This window comes from Acinetobacter sp. F9 (assembly GCF_019195275.1).
GTDB lineage: Bacteria > Pseudomonadota > Gammaproteobacteria > Pseudomonadales > Moraxellaceae > Acinetobacter > Acinetobacter pseudolwoffii.
On the sequence record NZ_CP078068.1, the window covers coordinates 628,108 to 644,452 of the forward strand.

Sequence of the window (16,345 nt, forward strand, 5' to 3'; positions counted from 1 at the left end):
CTTTTGATTTGATTTATTTATTTTAGAAGTAATGTTTACACGCAGATTGAGTGTGTGTATTTATCCCGAAATTGCTTGAATCGTCTATTTCTTTGCGATCTATCAAACTGCGCTGAATAAGTTTTAATTTCTCGCTGCAGCTATTTTCTTACAATCCTCTGCCCATTCTTACAATATAGCTATACATCTACAGCACGGCATGGCATAAGTTCAAATGATAAGAAAATAAATATTCAGTGGAGGAACGCATATGCAAAAACTGCTTACAGTGATTTCATGGAAATATAATCCCTCAAGCCGCCACCTGAAAATCGTTTATAGTAATGGCCATACGGAACTCTATCATCCTGTACCCGAATTTATTTATGACAACCTGCTCAGACGTGAAGATAAAGCTGCTTTCGTACATAAATATCTTGAATATAATTTACATTTCAATAAAGTCTGTATGGATTAAAACTAATGCGATTCACGATATCCGACCATCAGCAGACCCGCACCGATCGGTACAATGCTGATGATAAAACGCTGATCTTGCTGAATCAGCTGAATAAACTCTTCCACTTCTGCTGCATGTGAAATGACATTATCCACCACAAGCATCCCACATTTTGGCTTGAGTAATCGAGCCAAATGCTTCCAATAGCCTAGATAGGCATCGCGCTCAGCATCCATTAAAATAAAATCAAACTGTTGCTGTGAAGCTTCTAGATATTGCTGCGCATCCCATCACTTGAAAATCAATAAGATGTTCAAAACCCAATGTATTTGCATAGTGTTTCGCTTGAGTGACACGTGCTTTATCTATTTCCAGTGTGGTTATCACTGCTTGGGTATGCTGAGCAGCTTCAGCTAGCCATAAAGTCGAATAGCCTGTGGATGTACCAATTTCCAAAATATCTTTGGCTTGCTGGGCACGAATCAACGTGGATAAAAATCGACCTGATTCTGGTTCTATATTGCGATATCGTTGCAGTCGATCTGTCTGCTTGAGATCATGCATATGAAATTTTTCATATAATTCATGCATGAATTTTTCAAATTCATCTGGATTTAGCATAGCCCCTCCCTGAGCCTTTTAGCTTAAAGCGCCTGAATTAATTTAAAGCGTTCCACTTCACGATCATCGTTGGTGGTAATGGTTTCAGTGAACATTGTTAAAGGGCGCACCCAAATCGAATAATCCCCATAGAGACATTGATAAACCACCAGCTTTTCTTCAGTTTCACTGTGCGTGGCGACATGTAATACCTGATAAAGCTGCCCTTTATAATGCTGATAAATTCCGCGCTGTAATTCCATGATTCAGCCCTCCTGTTATAGATGCCTAATACTAACTGAATTAAGCAAATATCAAGTTAAATTACTTGAAAATTCTTATTCTAACGCCATATAAAAATCTGAAATTAATGATGCATTTTTCAATAAATCAGTAATTCCGATCGATACTATAAAAACAAACTGTTTCACCTATTTTGATTTATGCACTAATATCGCTTTATCAAATAAATATTTATTCCTTTGGAGACGTTAGCCATGTTAGACCAAAATACTTCAGCTCAATTAAAAACACTACTCGAACGTCTGGAAAGCCCGATTGAACTGGTGGCGACTTTAAATGATTCCGACAAATCTGCAAAAATCAAAGAACTGGTTGAGGAAGTGGCTGCATTATCTGATTTAGTCACTGCACGTTTTGATGGCCAGAACCAACGTGTACCAAGTTTCGGTATTGCCAAAGCAGGTGAAGAACCACGGGTCTACTTCGCAGGTCTGCCAATGGGGCATGAATTCACCTCACTGATTCTGGCTTTACTACAAAGCTCTGGTTATGCACCGAAAGTATCTGCTGAAGTTTTAGAGTCGATTAAAGGCTTAGGAATCAAATCTGATTTTGATGTATTTGTATCACTCAGCTGCCATAACTGTCCGGATGTGGTTCAAGCCTTAAACCTGATTGCAATTTACAACCCGGGCACAACAGCCACCATGATTGATGGGGCATTCTTCCAGGATGAAGTGGAAGAACGCAAAATCATGGCAGTTCCAATGGTGTTCCAGGACAACCAGCATATCGGTCAAGGTCGTATGACTTTGGAAGAAATCGTGGCGAAACTGGACACCAACTCTGCAGCAAAAGAGGCTGAAAAGCTCAATGCTAAAGATGCCTTTGATGTACTGGTGATTGGTGGTGGCCCTGCGGGCAATACCTCTGCCATCTATGCTGCACGTAAAGGCATTAAAACAGGTATCGTGGCTGAACGCATGGGTGGTCAGGTCATGGACACCATGGACATCGAAAACTATACATCGATTCAAAAAACTCAAGGTCCCAAGTTTGCTGCTGAAATGGAAGCACATGTACGTGAATACGGTGTCGACATCATGAACCTGCAACGTGTATCCAACATCAAAGGTGCTTCTGAGACTGCAAATGGCTTGGTTGAAGTCACTTTAGAGAATGGTGCCAAACTGGAATCGAAAACGGTCATCCTGTCTACAGGTGCACGCTGGAGAGAAATGAACGTTCCGGGTGAGCAGGAATACAAAACCCGTGGTGTGGCCTACTGCCCACACTGTGATGGTCCATTGTTTAAAGGCAAACGTGTTGCGGTAATCGGTGGGGGTAACTCAGGTGTTGAAGCTGCGATTGATCTTGCAGGGATTGTAGAGCATGTGACTTTGGTCGAATTTGATACTAAACTGCGTGCGGATCAGGTGTTGCAAGACAAATTAACAAGCCTGCCAAACACCACGGTGATTAAAAATGCCTTGTCGACTGAAGTGGTGGGTGACGGTTCACAAGTGACTGCACTGAAATACAAAGACCGTGCTACGGATGAAGAGCATACAGTTGAACTTGCAGGGATCTTCGTGCAGATCGGTTTGTTGCCAAATACGGACTTCCTGAAAGAAACCCCAGTTGAGCTGACCAACCGTGGTGAGATCCTGATTAACGAACGCAACGAAACCAATGTGAAAGGTGTATTTGCAGCAGGTGACTGTACTACTGTTCCGTATAAGCAGATCATCATTGCCACAGGTGAAGGCGCGAAAGCATCACTGTCTGCATTTGATTACATCATCCGTTCAGGTCAGTAATCCTTAACAAAACCCTAATAAAGCCCGCTTGAAGCGGGCTTTATTTTTCAATAACTACCTGTTTAGATTAAGTATATTTTATAAGCACTGCGTCCATTCATCTTCTTGCTAATCTTGTCATAAGCATGTCATTAATTTTGATTCTGTATAGATGGTCTGTAACTGTCGATAATCTCGTATTGCAAGCCTGCGAAAGCTCTCCTATGATAGGGTGATAAATCATCTTTCATGATCGAAGAATAAAAAAGGATAACATCCTGGGAGAAGAACAATGCACTACCAATATCAATGTGCCTGCTGCGAAAAAGTAGTGAAATCTACAGAAAAATCATGTCCAGATTGCGGTTCGCATCATATTCGCAGTCCTTTTGGCTTCTGGATTTTGTGTCTGGTGGCCTGTCTTGCTACAGCGATCGTATTTAAAGTGGTACACGTCTATGTGCAATCACAACAACAAGAAGTTCCCGTACAACACTCTATACTCGATGTTTTACAAGAAGAAAATAAAGGCCTTCGTTAATTTTATTTAGCTCTGATTGAGAGACCTGTTCCGAAAAACAGGTCTTTTTTTATGGTGCTTTAATACCAGTATCGCTATACAGAAAAACCGATTCATAGCTGCCAGATTTGATTTACAATAGCAGATCTTGGAATGGGAGATATGCAATGGTTCAGTTAATTAAAAAAGGTGGATTACGCGAGCGTGCCAACCGTAGCCGCAGCTATCAGGGTTCTGAAAATACCGAAACCAGCTTAAGACCCAATCGCTATCAAACAGCGGTTAAAACACAAGAAAATTTAGTGTCTTCTTCACTTATATCCACCGAATCCACTTTGGATGATCATCCAGTTAATTCATCAAAATAAGCGCGTCATACCATAACCATAACGCAAAGAGTAAAAATAGCCCGCCTGAAACGATATCAATATAACTCCCTGAACGCTGATACAGAGCTTTAATTTTCGGCTGTGAAATCAGCAACATGAGTAAAGCGAAAGTGATAAAAGTCTGCAAGGGAATAATCACCGCGAGTTGTGCTTTCAGATATTCCGAGGCTGACGAACTCAGTGCCAGTGAAAATACGCTGCTAAAATAGATCAGCGTTTTAGGATTAGAGAGGTTGGTCCATAGACCCAACATAAAGTAATTTTTGGGTTGTGCCAGTTCATTGGAATCATCTTCGGGCTGATGTTTATTCCTAAAACTGCGCACACCACCTTTGAGCATTGCCCAGCCCATTTTTGCCAGGAATATTCCACCGAGCAGCATCAAGACCTGCTGGACCCATGGAAACTGCTCGATTAAAACGGTAAATCCGGCCAGTGTCAGTACCACCCACACGACAATACCGGCCGAAATACCTGCAATAATTTTCAGGGCATTTTGGCGTGTGGTAGATGCAGCACTTTTGGCGATCAGTAGAACATCAGGGCCAGGACTTAGTTGAGCAACAAAATGCAGAAGGCAGATGGTAAAAAGCAGAGACATTAAAATAGCGTTAAATTATAAAAAATGATTATAACGTTTGTTCAAACTAATGAGAATATTCCAATAAAAAACCGAATCATCAGATTCGGCTTAAATATAACCTTTTGAACTTTGCAGATGAATATCTTATTTTGGATTGATATCTTTCATTTCAATTTTTTTCGCTTCAGGCTTCACTTCACGCGCTTCACCATCAATGATGGTTGAATCACCACGACCTGCTTGCTGGTTTTGCATATCCTGCATTTGACGCATTATCTCGGCAAAGGGGTTCTGGCCTTGCGCACCCCCCATATCGCCCATCATTTTTTCCATCATGGCCTGCTGACGTTTCATCATCGCCTTCATCATGGCAGCTTTAAATACCTGCTGCACGGCTGGAATCAGCATTAATACCGCCAGTACATCGCTAATTAAGCCAGGAAGAAGCAGGAAAAAGCCTGCTAAAATTTTAGGTAAATTTCCTGTTAATGCAGGATCTGCATTCATCTGCCCCATTTGCATTTGCTGCATCTGTGGCATCACACCGGCCGAATATTTACGGATCAGGTTCATACCAATAAAAAATGCAGCGATAAACCAGAAAAATACGTACCACATGCTCCCGACGAGGTCACCCACGCCAATCCAGACAAATACTTCTAGGATTAAGCCTGCAAGGATAATAAGAAATAATTTCATGAAAATTAATCTAATCTCAGTAAAATAAATAATAGGATGATGTAATCAACTGCTTCATCAGGATCAAGCTTTTTTGATACGCTTATGTAACAATATGGGCATTATTCTATTTTTAAAGTGCAGGCATGTCATTAATTATTGGGATTGACCCCGGTTCTCGTTTAACCGGTTACGGAATTATCGAAAAAGACGGCTCCAAACTGACTTTTGTCGATGCCGGTACGATCCGCACAGAAACCACGGAAATGCCTGAACGTTTAAAACGAATTTTTGCCGGTGTAGAGCGGATTGTAAAATTTTATGGCCCGACAGAAGCCGCAGTAGAACAGGTCTTTATGGCACAAAATCCGGATTCTGCCTTGAAACTGGGTCAGGCCCGTGGTGCTGCTGTTGCCGCGCTGGTCAATCTGGATTTAAAAGTTGCTGAATATACGGCGCGCCAGATCAAGCAGTCTGTAGTGGGTTATGGCGCTGCCGATAAAGAGCAGGTACAGATGATGGTGATGAATATTTTAAAACTCAGCATCAAACCGCAACAGGATGCTGCCGATGCACTGGCGGCTGCCATTTGTCATGCACATGCCTCGGGCAGTATGAGTAAAATGGCGGTACTCAATGCTTTGGGCGGCATGGCACGTGGCCGCAGTCGGGTCAGCAGCCGTCGTCGTTAATGTTTAGCGCCGTATTTTAAAGCCTTGAATACCTAAATCGGATTGCAGAGGCTCCGGAATAATTGCTTGTCCGATTGCACAAGCAGGCCCTTGTCAACTTTGTGCAATGATTTCCTGAAGCGGTGAATCTGCGCCAACAATAACAGCCTCCACTTCGCCACTACTTAAATTTTTCACCTAGCCTTTTAAATCGAGTGCCACAGCCTGCTCAGCAAACCAGTAGCGCTAATCCACACCTCGCACTTGGCCTGAAATTTTCAGCTTGATTGCAGACAGATTAGCCGCCTTCACGATTAACCACCTGATAAATTGCATGTTTCATGTCCTGCGCCTGCAAACCACGTTCGCCGTTTTTGGCCAGTTCATCCCCTGCCAGTGCATGCAGCGTCACAATTTCATGCAAATGAATGGATTGAGCAAATTGTGCCTTTAGACTGGCAATCATCCCGGCCAGCACATCCCCCATGCCGCCTGTTCCCATACCCGCATTCCCGGCAGTGCAAATATACAGCTGTTGTTCCAGAATCAGGCTACCTGAGCCTTTCAGCACCCATTGCCCACCATACTTCTGCCTTAAGGCATGAATCGCTTGAATCCGATCTGTTTCAATGTCCAAGGTTTTACAATCAAGTAAAGTTGCCGCTTCACCCGGATGCGGTGTACTGTAAGTTTTAGAATTTAATTGTTGCGGCTGTTTGGCTAAAAACCACAATGCATCTGCATCTAAAACAATGTCTAAGTCTGAATTTCGAATTAAATCAAACCATGCCTGATATTGCTCTTTTGCCCATTGATCACGTCCCATGCCCATACCAAAACAGACTGCATCGACCTGCTGAATTAAGGCTGTGCGCTGCTCTATGTTGAGAGCATTAATATCACGCAGCATAATATTCGGCGCACGAGACAAAATGGCGGTATGGTGTTTCGCATCACAGACAATGGTGACCTTACCTGCTCCGGCAGCAAATGCCGCTTCTGCTGCCATAATCACTGCTCCGCCCATTTCAGCATGCCCCCCCACCACCAGCACATGACCATAACTGCCTTTATGACCAAAGGCTTCACGTTTCGGTAATTTAATCTGCTGTGAGGAAAGTTTGGCAACTGGTTGCAGTTCGGCATCAACTGGAATGGCAGAAATCAGTTCAACCTTAGCGGCATATTCCTTAGCTTGTCCGGTAAACAGTCCTGCCTTTAAGCCCAAAACCGTATACGTAAAATCCGCTTTAACCGCAATAGGCAAAGGCTGACCGGTATTGGCATGCAGTCCACTCGGTATATCAACCGCGATTTTGAGACCTTTCTGGTCATTGATCAATTGGATGATGGATTGCCAGTTCGCATCCAGCTCACGATTTAAACCAATGCCAAATAAGGCATCGATATAAGCGTCATATTCATGCTTAAACTGAAAATGCGGCCCTACTTTCAATCCAGCATCCAGCGCTTCTTGCCAAGCTTTGGCCAAGTCCACTGATTGACCTTTTTCAGCCGCATAAATATCTACATCGAAACCGGCCTGTTTTAAATATTTTGCAATCAGATAACCATCACCAGCATTATTGCCCTGACCACAACACACCGCTATTTTCTGTATATTTTTTTCTTTAAATAGCACACTCAGACGCTGTGTGACTGACCAAGCCACCTGCTGCATCAAACCATAGGAACTATTTTGCTGCTGAAACCAACGCTGCTCCCATGCTTGAATACTTTGGCTATGATAAACAGGGCTATGGTAAACTTGTTGCTGCATTTTTTATTCCCTGTCTTTGGTTTATGACAACTCCCGATTCTTACGCACAAATTCAAGTCTATCAACAAGATCCAGCCGAGCTAAAAGCCTGGATTAAAGCGCAGGCGCTAGAATTGGGGTTTTCTGATTGTGTCATTGCCAAACCAGATGCTCAAGCAGAATTAGCGCGCTTACAGGAATATCTGGATCGTGGCTATCATGGCGACATGAAATTTCTGGAAGATAATCTGGAAAAACGTGCCAATCCTGCCTTACTTGTCCCCGGCACGCGCAGCATTATCTGCGTGCGTATGGATTATCTGGTCGAGACTCCAAAGCCACGTTACGTTCCGTATGCACCCAATTCCGCGATTATTGCGCGTTATGCCCGTGGCCGGGATTATCACAAGATCATGCGCGGTCGGCTAAAAACCTTGGCGACAAAAATCCGAGAAAAAGTTGGCGATTTTGAATCACGCCCTTTTGCCGATTCTGCACCCATTTTTGAAAAATCACTGGCTGAAAGTGCTGGCATGGGCTGGACAGGTAAACATACCCTGCTGATTCATAAAAAGTCTGGTTCTTTCTTTGTGCTTGGAGAGCTATTTACTTCTCTGGACCTCCCTTTTGATGCGCCTGCCAGTAAACATTGTGGTTCCTGTACGGCCTGTATCGACATCTGTCCAACTCAGGCCATTGTCGAGCCCTATATGCTGGATGCACGGCGATGTATTGCTTACTTAACCATCGAGTATAAAGGCATTATTCCAGAAGATTTGCGCCGCGGAATTGGTAACCGGGTTTTTGGTTGTGACGATTGCCAGCTAATTTGTCCTTGGAACAGTTTTGCCCAAATCACCCCGGTAGAAGATTTTCATCCACGACATGGTCTGGATCAGGTCAGCTTGCTAGATTTATGGCAATGGGATGAAACCACCTTCTTAAGTGCGACCGAAGGCAGTCCAATGCGTCGTACAGGTTATCAAAGCTTCATGCGCAATATCGCAATTGGTCTGGGCAATGCACCTTTTGATGAAAAGATTGTTTACGCTTTACAACATCAACGGGCATTACATGACGAAATTGTGCAGGTGCATATTGATTGGGCGATTCAGGAACAGTTGACCAAAACAGCATAAATTTTCAATTTATTACTTCGGCTCACTCGATCTCTTATAAGGCTTACACAATATTTGATCACTTTATGTCATAAAGAAAGAGATGAAAAAATGACGAGAGGGACTGAAGATGCAAGAGCAAGATAAAAAACAGCAACAGCACGAACAGCTAGATCAGCTTAAACAGCAGAAGCAACAACAGCAGCAGCCCCAACATGGGCCAATCGATTCTCCTAAGAACAATCAGCATGAGCAGGATGAACGAGTGCTGAACAAGCAGCATCGTGACGATCTGCAAAATCAGAATATTCATGGGGGTCATCGTGAATAAAAAATTTCAGGATTAAATATAATGACAAAGTCCACCCCGTGTGGGCTTTGTTGGTTATAGAAGGTCATATTTTGCTAGTGAGGCAGACACACATTTTTATTAAGATGAGGTGAATGATAAATAAGCACAAACAAGGACAGATATATGAACACGAGTAATGCAGTACGCAATGATTGGTCACGTGAAGAAATACAGGCACTGTATCAGCAGCCTTTAATGGATTTATTGTTTCAGGCGCAACAGGTTCATCGTGAGCACTTCACTGCCAATACAGTTCAGGTCAGCACCCTCCTCTCGATCAAAACAGGCAAATGCCCAGAAGACTGCAAATACTGTTCACAATCTGCGCATTATGATTCCAAGCTAGAAGCTGAAAAACGTATCGCGGTCGATAAAGTCATTCAGGAGGCTAAACAGGCACTGGCTTCTGGAAGCTCTCGTTTCTGTATGGGCGCTGCATGGCGTAACCCGCATGAGCGCGATATGCCTTATGTTCTGGAAATGGTGCAGGAAGTTAAAGCACTCGGTCTGGAAACCTGTATGACACTGGGCATGTTGAATGCATCCCAAGCAGAACGTTTGAAAGATGCCGGTCTGGATTATTACAACCACAATCTGGATACTTCTCGTGAATATTATTCACATATCATCAGTACCCGAAGCTTTGATGACCGTCTCGATACTTTGGATTATGTGCGTCAAGCCGGTTTAAAAGTATGTAGTGGCGGTATTGTCGGACTGGGCGAAAGCCGTAATGACCGGATTGGTTTATTATATGAACTTGCCACGCTGGTCATTCACCCTGAATCTGTCCCGATCAATATGCTGGTTCCAATTGAAGGCACACCAATGGCAGATGTAGAAAAACTGGATGTTATTGAATGGATTCGTACCATTGCAGTGGCGCGCCTCTTGATGCCAAAAAGCTACATCCGCCTCTCTGCGGGCCGTGAATCGTTAACCGATTCAGATCAGGCTCTGGCATTTATGGCCGGTGCCAATTCCATTTTCTCGGGTGAAAAACTTTTGACCACCCCAAATACTGCCCAAGGTCGTGACCAAAAGCTATTTGAGAAATTAGGTCTGGTTGCAGAGCAGCCTAAACCAAGTGTACGTGCATTGGCGACCGATGCGATGGCAGGCTAAGCAATATAGGAGTGAATTAAGTCGCTGAAAAGTTATGTGCAGTAATCAGTATGCCATAGCGGGCATTCAGATAATCTCCAACTCTGATTTGATCCATTCCATTGGCATGATGCACCACCAACTCCTGAGTGATTGCATCATAGCTAAAAGACTCATAACTGTCTTGATGCAGACTAAGCCAATGCAGCGTATCTGCCAGATTGCTGTCTACGATATAGGTATCTGCATGAAAATTTTTGCTCATATGCCCGATCATCAGCTTGGAATTTCACTCTAATTTTAACGGAAATTAGCCAAGTATAAGCATAAAAAAAGTGAGCCCTCGCTCACTTTTTTTTGTAAAACATCAGTCCTTATTGATCCCACACTTACGACACTCCCTGTGTTCCCCGATTTCCTGCATTTGCTCGTACTCATAGATATGCAAGCAAAATAATTTTCTTAATAGCTGAAGCATCTTGAAACTCCTGTTTAATCATTTTTTTAATACGCTTCTTAAGATATTCCTTCCTGAAACATCATGATTTCTGACTAAAAAATCATCTCTTATTTATTAGCATAATTTTCTCAGTTGTAAAATGCATTTCATCTACTTTTCATCTTATTTCCTGATATTTTTTGAAGTGCATCACAGTCCATTCATAAATATAAACTTTTTTCCTGAGGTAAAATTCTTCTAGATAAAAAATCCTCAAGAATGGCTCATAAAACTCATCTATTGAAGCCAGACCTCTTTTTTATAAGTTGATGCAAATATTGCCTAATTTTTATTTAAGTGTAATAGTTAAATTATCGTCAATGGTAAAATCATAAGCATTACGACAATACGAAATTAGTTTTTCAAATCGATTGAATATCTGCTCATTTAATTGTTTTTATTGGAAAAATCCTTTCCACTCCGAAGCAGGTATGTCTTTGAATAGACGATAACAAAATACTGGCAATATATGCTTTTCTATCGACTGATACTCTTTCTTATAAGTTTTATCAGTTCATACAGCTTGCTTTGTCTTCATCCATTTAATCAGTAAATTACCAAACAATAGGTTCTCTTTTTGTTGAGCTTCCAATAACTTCTCATTTTTAGTTTTTAAAATGAGTTCACCATTTTAATACTTAATGGCCATTGAACATGCTTCTCTGACTGAGATTACTGGATAAGTCCCAAGCTATGTCCATTTACCAAGTGTATTCTTAAACCGCAACTGCCATGATTTTTACCTGTTACAACGACTTTTAAATACAGACCTGAAATATCGGAAACTCTGTACTCAGATTCTTGTGCTTTTAACGCTGCATATTGGGTATCTGTGAGTAATTTAGATTTAGCCATAAAATTTTGATTTTCCTAGATTAAACTAGGCTCCTGTATCCTGAGTTATATTTTAAATTTATGATACAAACAAGGATACGAATAGGGTGTTTTTATACGAGTACACCTGAGTATTCTTAAGACATTAAAAAACCCTTAACTCTTTTAGAATCAAGGGTTTAAGTATGTATTTTACTATATAAACACATGAATTTGGTGGGCCCAGACAGACTTGAACTGTCGACCAACGGATTATGAGTCCGCTGCTCTAACCAACTGAGCTATAGGCCCTACATGCTGAAAACTTTATTTATCAATAAGTTCAAGCGTCATGAATACTAGCTAAGATTTTTTTGAAAGACAAGTACTTTTATAACCACTTGAACACTTAGGCAGCAATCATCATGACTTAATTCGAAAGAAATTCTAGTTCTTTAATACTTCAGTCTAAAGACATGCAGAAAAATGGGTATATACAGATCAATTTAAGGCAGCCTAGCCTGAAATATTGACGTCAACCTCATAGAATAAAGCATACATTTGATAGATTTGACGTCTCAGTATATTTATAAAGTATCAAAAAATATTTGATAAAATATTAAAAATGATGGAAAAGTATATGAGCTGCAGAATAAAGAAAAATTAGAATTGAGATTTCATTTCTTTTTCTTTACGCAAATCCTGCTTAATTTCGATGAAAGACCATACAATTATAAGCACTAAAATCAATAAAGAGACTACAAAGGCTGTAATGTATGTCATAGTTTTCAATCTCAGAGTAGAAAGAACAACAAAATAGAAAGGATTAATACCCCTTCTCTTCTTCGACAAAAGTCTAATAACTAAATCTTGCTCTGGATAGTCATTTTTTCACCATTTTAAGACTTTTTTTATATCTAATAGTACTTTTTTAATATCAAAATTTTTTATTTATACATTTTAGCTCTTAATATTTCAGTTTAAAAAGATCAAGAAATTATAGATTTCTACATTATTTACACGTTTTATTTGCCAGCCTATTGACTGAATGGCCGAACAAGAAGAAATTATGCAATTCTCCACATATGGCTTTTACTTAATCTGTGCTTATGCTAAATAAATTCATTGGCGAATCTGCATTTAAACTTGCGGGTTGGCAATATCATGTCGAACCAGATGTACTCGAAAACAAACAGGTCATTATTGGCTTTGAACATACTTCAATGATGGATGCGGTGCTGTCGATTGCCCTCTTCCAGATTTATGATCTTAAAGTTCATACCTTGATCAAAAAAGAACTATTTAAAGGACCTTTCAAACCGCTATTAAAAGCTGTCGGTGGTATTCCTGTTGACCGCAAGGCCAATAAAGATATCGTGACCCAGATGGTGGAGCATTTTCAGAATAATGAAAAGTTTAATCTGGTGATTGCACCAGAAGCTACACGTGCCAAGCAAGGTGAAGCACGTAAACCGATCCGTACCGGCTTCTGGCATATTGCCAAAGCTGCCAATGTGCCGATTGTGTTGCTATATGCCAATTCCAGAACCAAACAAGGTGGCATTTTAGGCAAGATTTATCCAACAGATCTGGCTCAAGATCTGGCCTTAATCAAACAGCTCTATAAAGATAAAGTGGATCTGGATATTGTCATTCCGGAATAAGCTCAGTAACAGTGCTCGACATGAACAGATCCTTTGCTGTTCATGTCCTCCTAAAGCATTTGTATAAATTTGAAAAATAAAATCAAAAACTGCACTATAGCATTCCCCTTTTCTATCAATTTAATACAATTTTTTTGTTTTATCCTGAAATCTCAAATCCAGACACTTTTTTTTAAAAAAAAGCTTATGGTAGAATTTCGGCATTCTGATAGGCATACAGCCAATCTACAAGGAGCAAAGTTCGCATGGCGGGTCATTCCAAGTGGGCCAATATTAAGCATCGTAAAGCAAAACAAGATGCGAGTCGTGGTAAGCTTTTTACCAAATATATTCGTGAATTAACCACTGCGGCAAAACTCGGTGGTCCAGATGCAGGTAGCAACCCTCGTCTGCGTGCGGTGGTTGAAAAAGCATTATCTGTAAATATGACACGTGATGTGATCAACCGTGCCATTCAACGTGGTGCGGGTGGCGAAGATAACGACGACCTGAAAGAAGTGACCTATGAAGGTTATGGTGTAGGTGGTGTTGCTGTTCTGGTAGAGACCATGACAGACAACCTGAATCGTACTGTTCCTGATGTTCGCCATTGCTTCTCAAAAACCAATGGTAACTTAGGTACTGCCGGTTCAGTGGCTTATCTGTTTACCAAACGTGGCGAGATCACTTTTGAAGATGTTTCTTTAGAAGATCAAATCATGGAAGTAGCTTTGGAAGCAGGCGCGGAAGATATTGAAATTGCTGAAGATGAAATTCTGGTAATTACCACGCCTGAAAGCTTTGGTGATGTACAGGATGCGCTCACTGCAGCAGGTCTGAAGTCTGACAATGCTGAAGTGGTGATGAGCCCTTCAACCAAAGCTGAAATTACAGATGTTGATCAAGCCAAAATGATTTTGAAAATGATCGATATGTTTGAAGATTTAGATGATGTTCAAAACGTATATACCAACGTAGAGTTTACTGATGAAGTGATGGCGCAATTAGACGCTTAAGCTTGATCAAAACTAAAAACGCACCCTTGGGTGCGTTTTTTATAGTTGTCTACTACTCTCGCCTAGGATCAAACTTTATTGAGTAATCCGCTACAGTTAAAGACATTATATTCTTTAATGACAAAGCTCGAATGCAGTGCAACCACATGCTCAATTTTCCCGATACGCTTGAGTAAAATTTCACTATAATTTTCCATATCTCGCGCCACTACTTCGACAATAAAATCCGCAGACTGGCCGGTGACCAAAAAGGCATTAATCACTTCGGGAATACTTTCCAGTTCTTCCAGAAATTTAGCAAAAGTATCACTATCATGTTTACTTAGCGACACCTGTAACAGTACATGCAGCGTGAAACCTAATTTCTGATAATTAATTTCACGCTTTAAGCCACTGATAATATTGTGATCGATCAAGTGTTTGATCCGGCGATGGACTGAACTCACAGATAAATTTACCCGCTCTGACAGTTCATTCAGATTGACATCCTCATGGGTCAATATTTCTAGAATATGTTTATCGAAACGATCCAGTTCCATTTTTATACTCTTTCTTAATAATCAATAAAAATAGCAAAATATTGCGCTCTCCCTGTTATACAATATTTATTTATTTTTCACAAAGTTTTCATATTCTGAAAATATTTTCCAAATCTTCTGCCATTTTATAAAGTAACTTTCAATCCTGAACCAGATAACCGTTAATCATATAATTCTAAAAAATGACCAATGGTAATTTCTATTAATTATTTATTTTTTAATAGTTTAAGTTTAATTAGTCCAGCAAAATACAAGCCAGACCTTCAAGTACCCGCACAGTTCAGCCACTTATCTTTTACAAGTGTATAGAAATAGATTAAAACAAAGCCGCACTAAAAATAAAAATAAAAATAGCATTTTTCAAAAATATTAAATAAGGAATGCTCATGGCTTCTAAAATTTTAAGTTTGATTAAAACCAAGGTGAGTCCTGTCTTAACGGCTGAAACACAAACTAAAAGCCTGTTAGGTGGCTTATTCGCTGGAACAGCCTCAGGTACGCTTAGCAATCTCATTGGCAGTCTAAACAGCTCTAATTCACAACCTTCCGTGAGCTCATTATTAAACAGCCTTCTCTCTGGACATAGTCTGAACAGCGCAAATCTGAGCAATTTATTAACTCAGTTGTCTGGTTCAAATGCTTCGAAGTTAGATATTCAGAGTCTGATCAGCAGCTTAACCCAATCCAATGGGGGCAGTTTTAATATTGGCCAGATCACCAATTTGTTGAATGGCCTAATGGCGAACAATAGCAGCAATCTGGATATTGGTGCTATTTCCAAACTCGTCGGCGGTCTCATCGGCGGTAATGGCGAGATTGATATTGCTCAAATTGTCCAACTGGTGAGTGGTCTCATCGGTGGTTCAAGCAACATCGACATTGCTGCGATTGCAGATCTGGTCATCAACCTGATCAGTGGTAATGGCGAGATTGATATTGCACAAATCGTTCAGCTGGTTGGTGGTCTGATTGGTGGGTCTGGTGCACTGGGTGATATCGACATCGGCGCGATTGCAGATCTGATCGGCGGTTTAATCGGCGGCAATACAGGCAATGATTTTGATATCGGTGCTATCACAGATTTAATTAGCGGTTTTGTCGGTGAGAATGCAGCGGGGGATTTTGATCTCGATGGCTTTACCGATTTACTCAGCGGCCTGATCGCGAATGGCTCAAATGGCATAGATTTAGGAGGATTATTGGGTAATCTCAATCTAGATAGTGATCTGGATCTGGGTACTCTGATCGAAGGAATTTCCTCTGCTTCAAACGGGTTTGATCTAGGTAGCATTGCCGGAGGCATTGGGCAATTGATTGATAATAGCTCTTCGATTGAATTACCTGATCTAGGTGATCTGGTCCAAGATGTGGGTGCCACAGATTCCAATATTGACTTGTCTGCTATTCTGCCTGACACTCAAGATACGATTCAGAATATTGGCAGTGGTGGTGGTTCATCCAGCTTTGATTTTGGTTCACTTCTCAATAATTTTACTAAAAATATTGATATCGACCAGACTAATCCTTGGGGTTAGTCATCATCTCATTAAAAACGCGCAAATGCGCGTTTTTAATTTTAG

General features: G+C 41.0%; 18 protein-coding genes, 1 tRNA gene and 1 pseudogene. 11 read left to right on the forward strand and 9 right to left on the reverse strand.

The genetic code is table 11. From position 1 onward, the window contains the following. Positions 1 to 250: 250 nt before the first annotated feature. On the forward strand, positions 251 to 457 hold the full coding sequence (locus KT990_RS03025; RefSeq protein WP_100329913.1) for a KTSC domain-containing protein: 207 nt from the start codon (positions 251 to 253) through the stop codon (positions 455 to 457). Between the two features lie 2 nt (positions 458 to 459). Here the strand turns inward: KT990_RS03025 and KT990_RS03030 are convergent. Next, positions 460 to 1,060, reverse strand: a pseudogene (locus tag KT990_RS03030) (O-methyltransferase). Positions 1,061 to 1,083: 23 nt separating this feature from the next. Beyond that, entirely contained in the window at positions 1,084 to 1,302 is a 219-nt protein-coding gene (locus tag KT990_RS03035; protein WP_005097373.1) for a DUF1653 domain-containing protein, read from the reverse strand. A 234-nt stretch (positions 1,303 to 1,536) separates the two neighbouring features. On the opposite strand from KT990_RS03035, the gene ahpF reads away from it, so the two are divergent. The 3 genes from ahpF (at position 1,537) to KT990_RS03050 (ending at position 3,969) form a co-directional block, all read left to right on the forward strand. After that, on the forward strand, positions 1,537 to 3,102 hold the full coding sequence (ahpF, locus tag KT990_RS03040) for an alkyl hydroperoxide reductase subunit F (protein ID WP_218209147.1): 1,566 nt from the start codon (positions 1,537 to 1,539) through the stop codon (positions 3,100 to 3,102). A gap of 271 nt (positions 3,103 to 3,373) precedes the next feature. Continuing rightward, positions 3,374 to 3,622 carry a hypothetical protein gene (locus KT990_RS03045; protein ID WP_218209148.1) on the forward strand — a complete coding sequence of 83 codons (249 nt, stop codon included), beginning with the start codon at positions 3,374 to 3,376 and terminating at the stop codon, positions 3,620 to 3,622. Positions 3,623 to 3,768: 146 nt separating this feature from the next. After that, the gene (locus tag KT990_RS03050) at positions 3,769 to 3,969 is read left to right on the forward strand and encodes a hypothetical protein (protein ID WP_005097377.1); all 201 of its coding nucleotides are present in this window, start codon (positions 3,769 to 3,771) and stop codon (positions 3,967 to 3,969) included. Here the strand turns inward: KT990_RS03050 and KT990_RS03055 are convergent. Further along, a complete protein-coding gene (locus tag KT990_RS03055; protein WP_005097378.1) occupies positions 3,953 to 4,591 on the reverse strand; it encodes a LysE family transporter in 639 nt (212 codons plus the stop codon). The genes KT990_RS03050 and KT990_RS03055 overlap by 17 nt on opposite strands. 126 nt (positions 4,592 to 4,717) lie before the next feature. Beyond that, positions 4,718 to 5,272, reverse strand: a complete 555-nt coding sequence (locus KT990_RS03060; RefSeq protein ID WP_218209149.1) for an FxsA family protein — start codon at positions 5,270 to 5,272, stop codon at positions 4,718 to 4,720. Positions 5,273 to 5,397: 125 nt separating this feature from the next. Between KT990_RS03060 and ruvC the strand changes: the two genes are divergently transcribed. Next, positions 5,398 to 5,943, forward strand: a complete 546-nt coding sequence (gene ruvC, locus KT990_RS03065) for a crossover junction endodeoxyribonuclease RuvC (RefSeq protein WP_004278925.1) — start codon at positions 5,398 to 5,400, stop codon at positions 5,941 to 5,943. Positions 5,944 to 6,220: 277 nt separating this feature from the next. On the opposite strand, the gene KT990_RS03070 is transcribed toward ruvC, so the two are convergent. Continuing rightward, positions 6,221 to 7,702 carry an NAD(P)H-hydrate dehydratase gene (locus KT990_RS03070; protein ID WP_180072296.1) on the reverse strand — a complete coding sequence of 494 codons (1,482 nt, stop codon included), beginning with the start codon at positions 7,700 to 7,702 and terminating at the stop codon, positions 6,221 to 6,223. A 23-nt stretch (positions 7,703 to 7,725) separates the two neighbouring features. On the opposite strand from KT990_RS03070, the gene queG reads away from it, so the two are divergent. The 3 genes from queG (at position 7,726) to bioB (ending at position 10,276) form a co-directional block, all read left to right on the forward strand. Then, positions 7,726 to 8,820 (forward strand): tRNA epoxyqueuosine(34) reductase QueG, encoded by a 1,095-nt coding sequence (gene queG / locus KT990_RS03075; protein WP_005097382.1) that lies wholly within the window; start codon positions 7,726 to 7,728, stop codon positions 8,818 to 8,820. 109 nt (positions 8,821 to 8,929) lie between these two features. Beyond that, positions 8,930 to 9,130 carry a hypothetical protein gene (locus KT990_RS03080; RefSeq protein WP_005097383.1) on the forward strand — a complete coding sequence of 67 codons (201 nt, stop codon included), beginning with the start codon at positions 8,930 to 8,932 and terminating at the stop codon, positions 9,128 to 9,130. A 144-nt stretch (positions 9,131 to 9,274) separates the two neighbouring features. Next, positions 9,275 to 10,276 (forward strand): biotin synthase BioB, encoded by a 1,002-nt coding sequence (gene bioB / locus KT990_RS03085; protein WP_100329905.1) that lies wholly within the window; start codon positions 9,275 to 9,277, stop codon positions 10,274 to 10,276. A gap of 16 nt (positions 10,277 to 10,292) precedes the next feature. Here bioB and KT990_RS03090 read toward each other — a convergent pair whose 3' ends face one another. From KT990_RS03090 to KT990_RS03100, 3 genes are all read right to left on the reverse strand, one after another. Continuing rightward, positions 10,293 to 10,520, reverse strand: coding sequence for a hypothetical protein (locus KT990_RS03090; RefSeq protein ID WP_074383544.1), 228 nt, complete (start codon positions 10,518 to 10,520; stop codon positions 10,293 to 10,295). Positions 10,521 to 11,426: 906 nt separating this feature from the next. Further along, complete coding sequence (locus KT990_RS03095; RefSeq protein ID WP_218209150.1) at positions 11,427 to 11,609, reverse strand: Arm DNA-binding domain-containing protein; 183 nt, start codon at positions 11,607 to 11,609, stop codon at positions 11,427 to 11,429. Positions 11,610 to 11,802: 193 nt separating this feature from the next. Then, positions 11,803 to 11,879 (reverse strand) — tRNA-Ile (locus KT990_RS03100). A 797-nt stretch (positions 11,880 to 12,676) separates the two neighbouring features. On the opposite strand from KT990_RS03100, the gene KT990_RS03105 reads away from it, so the two are divergent. Both KT990_RS03105 and KT990_RS03110 read left to right on the forward strand, forming a co-directional pair. Further along, on the forward strand, positions 12,677 to 13,231 hold the full coding sequence (locus KT990_RS03105; protein ID WP_159516036.1) for a 1-acyl-sn-glycerol-3-phosphate acyltransferase: 555 nt from the start codon (positions 12,677 to 12,679) through the stop codon (positions 13,229 to 13,231). A 245-nt stretch (positions 13,232 to 13,476) separates the two neighbouring features. Next, positions 13,477 to 14,226 (forward strand): YebC/PmpR family DNA-binding transcriptional regulator, encoded by a 750-nt coding sequence (locus KT990_RS03110; RefSeq protein ID WP_005097391.1) that lies wholly within the window; start codon positions 13,477 to 13,479, stop codon positions 14,224 to 14,226. Between the two features lie 68 nt (positions 14,227 to 14,294). Here the strand turns inward: KT990_RS03110 and KT990_RS03115 are convergent, their stop codons facing one another. Further along, positions 14,295 to 14,765 carry an Lrp/AsnC family transcriptional regulator gene (locus KT990_RS03115; protein WP_005097392.1) on the reverse strand — a complete coding sequence of 157 codons (471 nt, stop codon included), beginning with the start codon at positions 14,763 to 14,765 and terminating at the stop codon, positions 14,295 to 14,297. Positions 14,766 to 15,151: 386 nt separating this feature from the next. Here KT990_RS03115 and KT990_RS03120 point away from each other — a divergent pair, with 386 nt between their 5' ends. Then, positions 15,152 to 16,300 (forward strand): hypothetical protein, encoded by a 1,149-nt coding sequence (locus KT990_RS03120; protein WP_218209151.1) that lies wholly within the window; start codon positions 15,152 to 15,154, stop codon positions 16,298 to 16,300. Positions 16,301 to 16,345 lie beyond the last annotated feature (45 nt).